The following is a 4,670-nucleotide window of genomic DNA, read 5'->3' as shown; positions in this document are numbered from 1 at the left end:
GAAGAAGAAATCCGCCACGATCGAGCCGATGATCGCCATCCCGCCGGAGATCTTGAAGCCGGAGATCATCGCCGGAAGCGCGGCCGGGAGCTGGAGTTTCAGCAGTCGCTGCCACCGGGTGGCGCCGTGCAGGGTGAACAGATCGTGTTCGGCCGGCGCGACGGCCTTGAGCCCGAACAGCGTATTCGTGACGACCGGGAACAGCGACACCATCACGCAGACGATCACCCGGCTGCCGAACTCGTAACCGAACCAGAAGCCGAACAGCGGGACGACCGCCAGGATCGGGATGGTCTGCAGGATCACCGCGTACGGATACAGCGAGTACTCCGCCCACCGGGCCTGGCTCATGATGACCGCGAAGCCCACCCCCAGTGCCATCGCGATCACCAGCCCGCTGAGCGCCACGAGCACCGTGGAGCCCAGCGCGGACAGGATCTCGGATCGCACCGCGGCGTCGAGCAGTCCTTCGGTGATCACCTCATCCGGCCCCGGGAGCAGGAAGCGCGATTCCGCGGCGATCAGATAGTGACTCGCGAAGTACCAGGCGCCCATCACCAGTACGAACACCACCACGGGCGCGATGATCCGGACCGGTGCGGTGCGGGGGCGCCGCGCCGTGGACGATTTCGGCCGGGACTCGGCGGCGAGGGTCTGCGCGGCGGTATCGGCCGCCACGGTGGTCATGCCGCCACCGCCTGTTCGGCGGTGTGCAGGGCGGCCGAGACGGTACCCGCGATCTCGGCGAACTCGGCCGTGTATCGCATACCGGCCTCTCGGGGAAAGTCGAGCGGCACGGTGATATCGGCGGCCACCCGGCCGGGCCGGCCGGTGAGTACCACGACCCGGGTCGACATGAACACCGCCTCCGGCACCGAGTGGGTGACGAAGACGCCGGCGAACGCGTCGCGCCGGAACAGCCCGCCCACTTCCTCGTTCAGGCGCTGGCGAGTGATCTCGTCGAGCGCGCCGAACGGTTCGTCGAACAGGAACACCTCCGGGCGCAGGGTGAGGGCGCGGGCGATGGAGGCCCGCATCCGCATCCCGCCGGACAGTTGCGCCGGTTTGTGTTTCTCGAATCCGCCCAGCCCGACCCGCTCGATGGCGTCGAGGGCGGCGGCCCGGCGCTCGGCACGATCGACTCCGGCCAGCTCGGCCGGTAATTCGACATTGCGCAACACCGTCCGCCACGGCAGCAGGGTGGCCTCCTGGAAGACGTATCCGAGTTGTTCGGTGGCCACCTCGACCGAGCCGGAACTGGCCTCCTCGAAACCGGCCGCCAGGCGCAGCAGGGTCGACTTACCGCACCCGGACGGGCCGACCAGGGAAACGAATTCCCCTGGGCGGACGGTGATATCGATATCGCGCAGGGCGGCGGTCCCGTTCTCGAACACCATCGAAACGTTCCGGAACGCGAGCGCCGGGTCCGGCTCGGTCATCACTTCCCGGTTCGTATACACAGCCTCCTCCGCAGAGGTCGGCGCCGGAATAGCCTTTGTGCTCATGAAACAGTTTTATCGGCCGCTGATTGCCGATGGCGGTCGCTCGGATTACACCCCTGTTTCGTATACGATCACCCGTCAGTCGAGAAGTTGCCCGGCCCGCGCGACCACCCGGCCGCCCTTGACGACCAGCCCGCGCGGGGCCACGCTCACCACCGCCGCGGCCGGAGCCGGGGCGTCCACGGTGAGGAAATCCGCCCGCGCACCCGGCACCAGCCCGTAGTCGGTCAGCCCCAGAACCGCGGCGCCGCCATGGGTTCCGGCGGCCAGCGCGAGTTCGATCTCGGCGTCGGAGAGCAAGCGGTCACGGAAGGCGACGGTCATGATCCGGCGCAGCATGTCACCGTCGCCGTAGGGGGTCCACAGATCGCGGATGCCGTCGTTGCCCAGCGCCAGAACCGCTCCGGCGGCGTGCATCACCCGGGCGGGCACGACCGGCGCGTCACCGACGGCGCAGGTCACCATGGCGACACCCGCCTCCGCCAGGCGTTCGGCGATGCGCTGCTGCTCGTCGGCCGGTAGCCCGCCCATCGCGTAGGCATGGCTGATGGTGACCCGCCCCGCCATCCCGGTGGCGCGGGTGCGTTCGATGATCAGGTCGAACTCCCACGCGCCGAGATTGCCGGGATCGTGCAGGTGGATATCGATTTTCACGCCGAACCGTTCGGCCAGGCCGAAGATGATGTCGAGCTGGCCGGCCGGATCGCCGTCGAAGCCGGCGGGGTCGATACCGCCGACCACCTCCACGCCGTCGGCAAGCGCCGCGGCGAGCAGATCGGCGACGCCGGGCCGGGATACCAACCCGCCCTGCGGGAACGCGACGAGTTCGACGTCCACCCGGTCGCGGTGACGGGCCGCGGCCTCGCGCACCGCCTCGACCCCGCCCAGCCCGACCGAGGGGTCGATATCGACATGACTGCGCACATAGGAGGTGCCGCCGGCGATCATGGCGCCGAGCAGGTTACCGGCGTAACCCGCGTTCGGGATACCGAGTTCGGCGCGGCGGTTCTCGCCGTTGGCGATCCGGCCGGCCAGTGAACGTCCACCCGTGTTGGGCACCCAGGGGCCGCTGTACAGGGTTTTGTCCAGATGGCAGTGGGTGTCCACGAATCCGGGCAGCACCAGGGCGCCGTCCAGATCCACCGTGTCGATATCGCCGGCGGCGAGATCGGGCCCGATGGCCTCGATGCGGCCGCCCCGGACCAGGATATCGGCGGTGGCGAGCGGGCTGCCCGGAGTCCAGGGGCGTCCGTTGCGCAGCAGTAGGTCGGTCATGGTTCCTTCTTTCCCGGGGTTGGGCCGACTTCTCGAATCAGGTGAACAACATGGCGAGACCGGCACCGGCACCGAAAACGATCACCACGCCGCGGAACACCCCGGGCCGCAGCCGGTCGGCGATCTTCGCACCGACAGTGCCGCCCAGCAGGCAGGCCGGGGCCAGTACCGCGACCGACCACCATTCGACCGGCCCGAACAGCGCGACCGCGATCGTGGCAGTGGTGGAGACGGCGAGGGTGAGCGCGCTCTTGAGACCGTTGAGCGAATTGATCGACGCCTCGATCCCCAGAGCCAGGGCGGTGAGCAGGACGATTCCCATCCCGCCGTTGAAATAGGCACCGTAGACGCCGCCGAGGAAAACTCCGGCGAACAGCGTGAACCGGGAGTCGCCGCCCTTCTGGGCCAGCTTCTTGGAGATCACCGGCTGCGCGGCGAACAGCGCCGTGGCGGCGAGCACCAGGTACGGCACGAGCGCGGCGAACACCTCCGGTGGCGCGGCGAGCAGGGCGATCACCCCACCGATCGCACCCGCGGTACCGGCCGCGATCAGTCCCGGAACCAGGCTGCGGTGATCTGCCAGCCGGGAGCGCAGCGCGGCCGCACCGCCCAGATAACCGGGCCAGACGGCCACGGCGTTGGTCACCGTGGCGGTCACCGGGGGCAGCCCGGTGGCGACGAGGGCGGGAAACGAGAGCAGGCTGCCGCCGCCGGCGATGGCATTGCACACGCCGGCGCCGAATCCGGCCACCAGCAGCAGAACCGCGTACACGGGATCCATGGCGTCCTTCCGATCCGAAGTGAGTCCGGATCGTATACGAAAAATTTCCGTGTTGCCGGTCGAGTGCCCTCGGTCACTCCGGCGGCCCGGAGCATGCGAGCCCTGTCGGCATCGGGTGCGGTTTCCTGGTATCCAGTGGAAATACCGGGCGGCGGATCGTGGACGAAGGCCGCCGCTCCCCCAGCGAACCGAGGACGATGTGGACAGCACCCGCAACCCCCGCATGACCACCCAGCAGGTGTGCCGCGCCATCCGGGACGACATCATCCACGGCCTGTTCGCCCCGGGCCAGCGACTGACCGAGGACACCATCGCCGAGAGCTACGGCGTATCCCGGGTGCCGGTCCGGGAGGCGCTGCGCACCCTCGAGGCCGAAGGTTTCGCCTACTCACGGCCCTACGCGGGTACCTTCGTCGCCGAACTCACCGAGGACGAGGCGGCGGATCTGCTCGAGATCCGCGCCCTGCTCGAACCGCTGTGCGCGAGCCGCGCCGCGCATCGGCGCACGCCCGAGCAGCTGGGCCGGCTCAAAGAGCTCACCGCGCTCGGCCAGGGGGCGGTGCGCAGCGGCCGCCTCGACGAGCTGACCAGGCTCAACAGCCGGTTCCACGAGGTCATGGCCGAGGCCTCGGGCAGTACGCTGCTGACCCAGCTGATCACCCAGCTCGGCTGGAAGATCGCCTGGGTGTACGCGGTCGAACTCCCGCGCCGCGCCGCCGATTCCTGGTACGAGCACGAGCGGATCTGCGATGCGCTCGAAGCCCGTGACGCCGACGCCGCCCGGCGGCTGGTCGCCGAGCACATCGCGCACGCCACCACCGCGTACCGCCTGCGCCAGCGCGGCGCGGCGGCTGCGGGGCCCGGTTCGTAACCTGAAGGAAGCATTCCGCCGCCCTTCCGGAAACACTCGGGTCGTATACAAAACGGAGTCTGTGTTTACTCCGGGAGGTATCGATGCCGACATTCCCGCTCCGCGCGCCCGACGTCCCGGCGCCGGATACCCCGCCGCACGACGGCCCGGTCACCGCGCCGGATCTCACCGATCTGCTGCTGCGCCGCGCCCGGATCGACGACGACACCGCCCCGGTCGATATCGCGGTGCGCGGCGGCGT

At 69.4% G+C, this 4,670-nt stretch carries 5 protein-coding genes; 1 reads left to right on the top strand and 4 read right to left on the bottom strand.

Features of this window, described 5'->3' with window-relative positions:
* From ACWDU1_RS29740 to ACWDU1_RS29725, 4 genes are all read right to left on the bottom strand, one after another.
* On the bottom strand, nucleotides 1–687 hold a 687-nt coding region (locus ACWDU1_RS29740; protein ID WP_450003539.1), incomplete at its 3' end, for an ABC transporter permease.
* A complete protein-coding gene (locus tag ACWDU1_RS29735; protein ID WP_450003540.1) occupies nucleotides 684–1,439 on the bottom strand; it encodes an ABC transporter ATP-binding protein in 756 nt (251 codons plus the stop codon). The genes ACWDU1_RS29740 and ACWDU1_RS29735, both read right to left, overlap by 4 nt.
* A gap of 141 nt (nucleotides 1,440–1,580) precedes the next feature.
* Nucleotides 1,581–2,777, bottom strand: a complete 1,197-nt coding sequence (locus tag ACWDU1_RS29730; protein WP_450003537.1) for an amidohydrolase — start codon at nucleotides 2,775–2,777, stop codon at nucleotides 1,581–1,583.
* A gap of 37 nt (nucleotides 2,778–2,814) precedes the next feature.
* Nucleotides 2,815–3,558 carry a sulfite exporter TauE/SafE family protein gene (locus tag ACWDU1_RS29725; protein ID WP_450003536.1) on the bottom strand — a complete coding sequence of 248 codons (744 nt, stop codon included), beginning with the start codon at nucleotides 3,556–3,558 and terminating at the stop codon, nucleotides 2,815–2,817.
* 199 nt (nucleotides 3,559–3,757) lie between these two features.
* Between ACWDU1_RS29725 and ACWDU1_RS29720 the strand changes: the two genes are divergently transcribed.
* Nucleotides 3,758–4,429 (top strand): GntR family transcriptional regulator, encoded by a 672-nt coding sequence (locus ACWDU1_RS29720; RefSeq protein WP_450003534.1) that lies wholly within the window; start codon nucleotides 3,758–3,760, stop codon nucleotides 4,427–4,429.
* Nucleotides 4,430–4,670 lie beyond the last annotated feature (241 nt).

It is taken from the genome of Nocardia sp. NPDC003345, from assembly GCF_053589395.1.
The sequence above is the reverse complement of the archived record's forward strand: the minus strand, read 5'-3'. Positions and strand labels throughout refer to the sequence as shown.

What these genes read in the sequence shown, in the direction of transcription:
- ACWDU1_RS29735 (WP_450003540.1), bottom strand. Translation starts at nt 1,439, where the DNA reads ATGACCGAGCCGGACCCGGCGCTCGCGTTCCGGAACGTTTCGATGGTG.
- ACWDU1_RS29730 (WP_450003537.1), bottom strand. Translation starts at nt 2,777, where the DNA reads ATGACCGACCTACTGCTGCGCAACGGACGCCCCTGGACTCCGGGCAGC.
- ACWDU1_RS29725 (WP_450003536.1), bottom strand. Translation starts at nt 3,558, where the DNA reads ATGGATCCCGTGTACGCGGTTCTGCTGCTGGTGGCCGGATTCGGCGCC.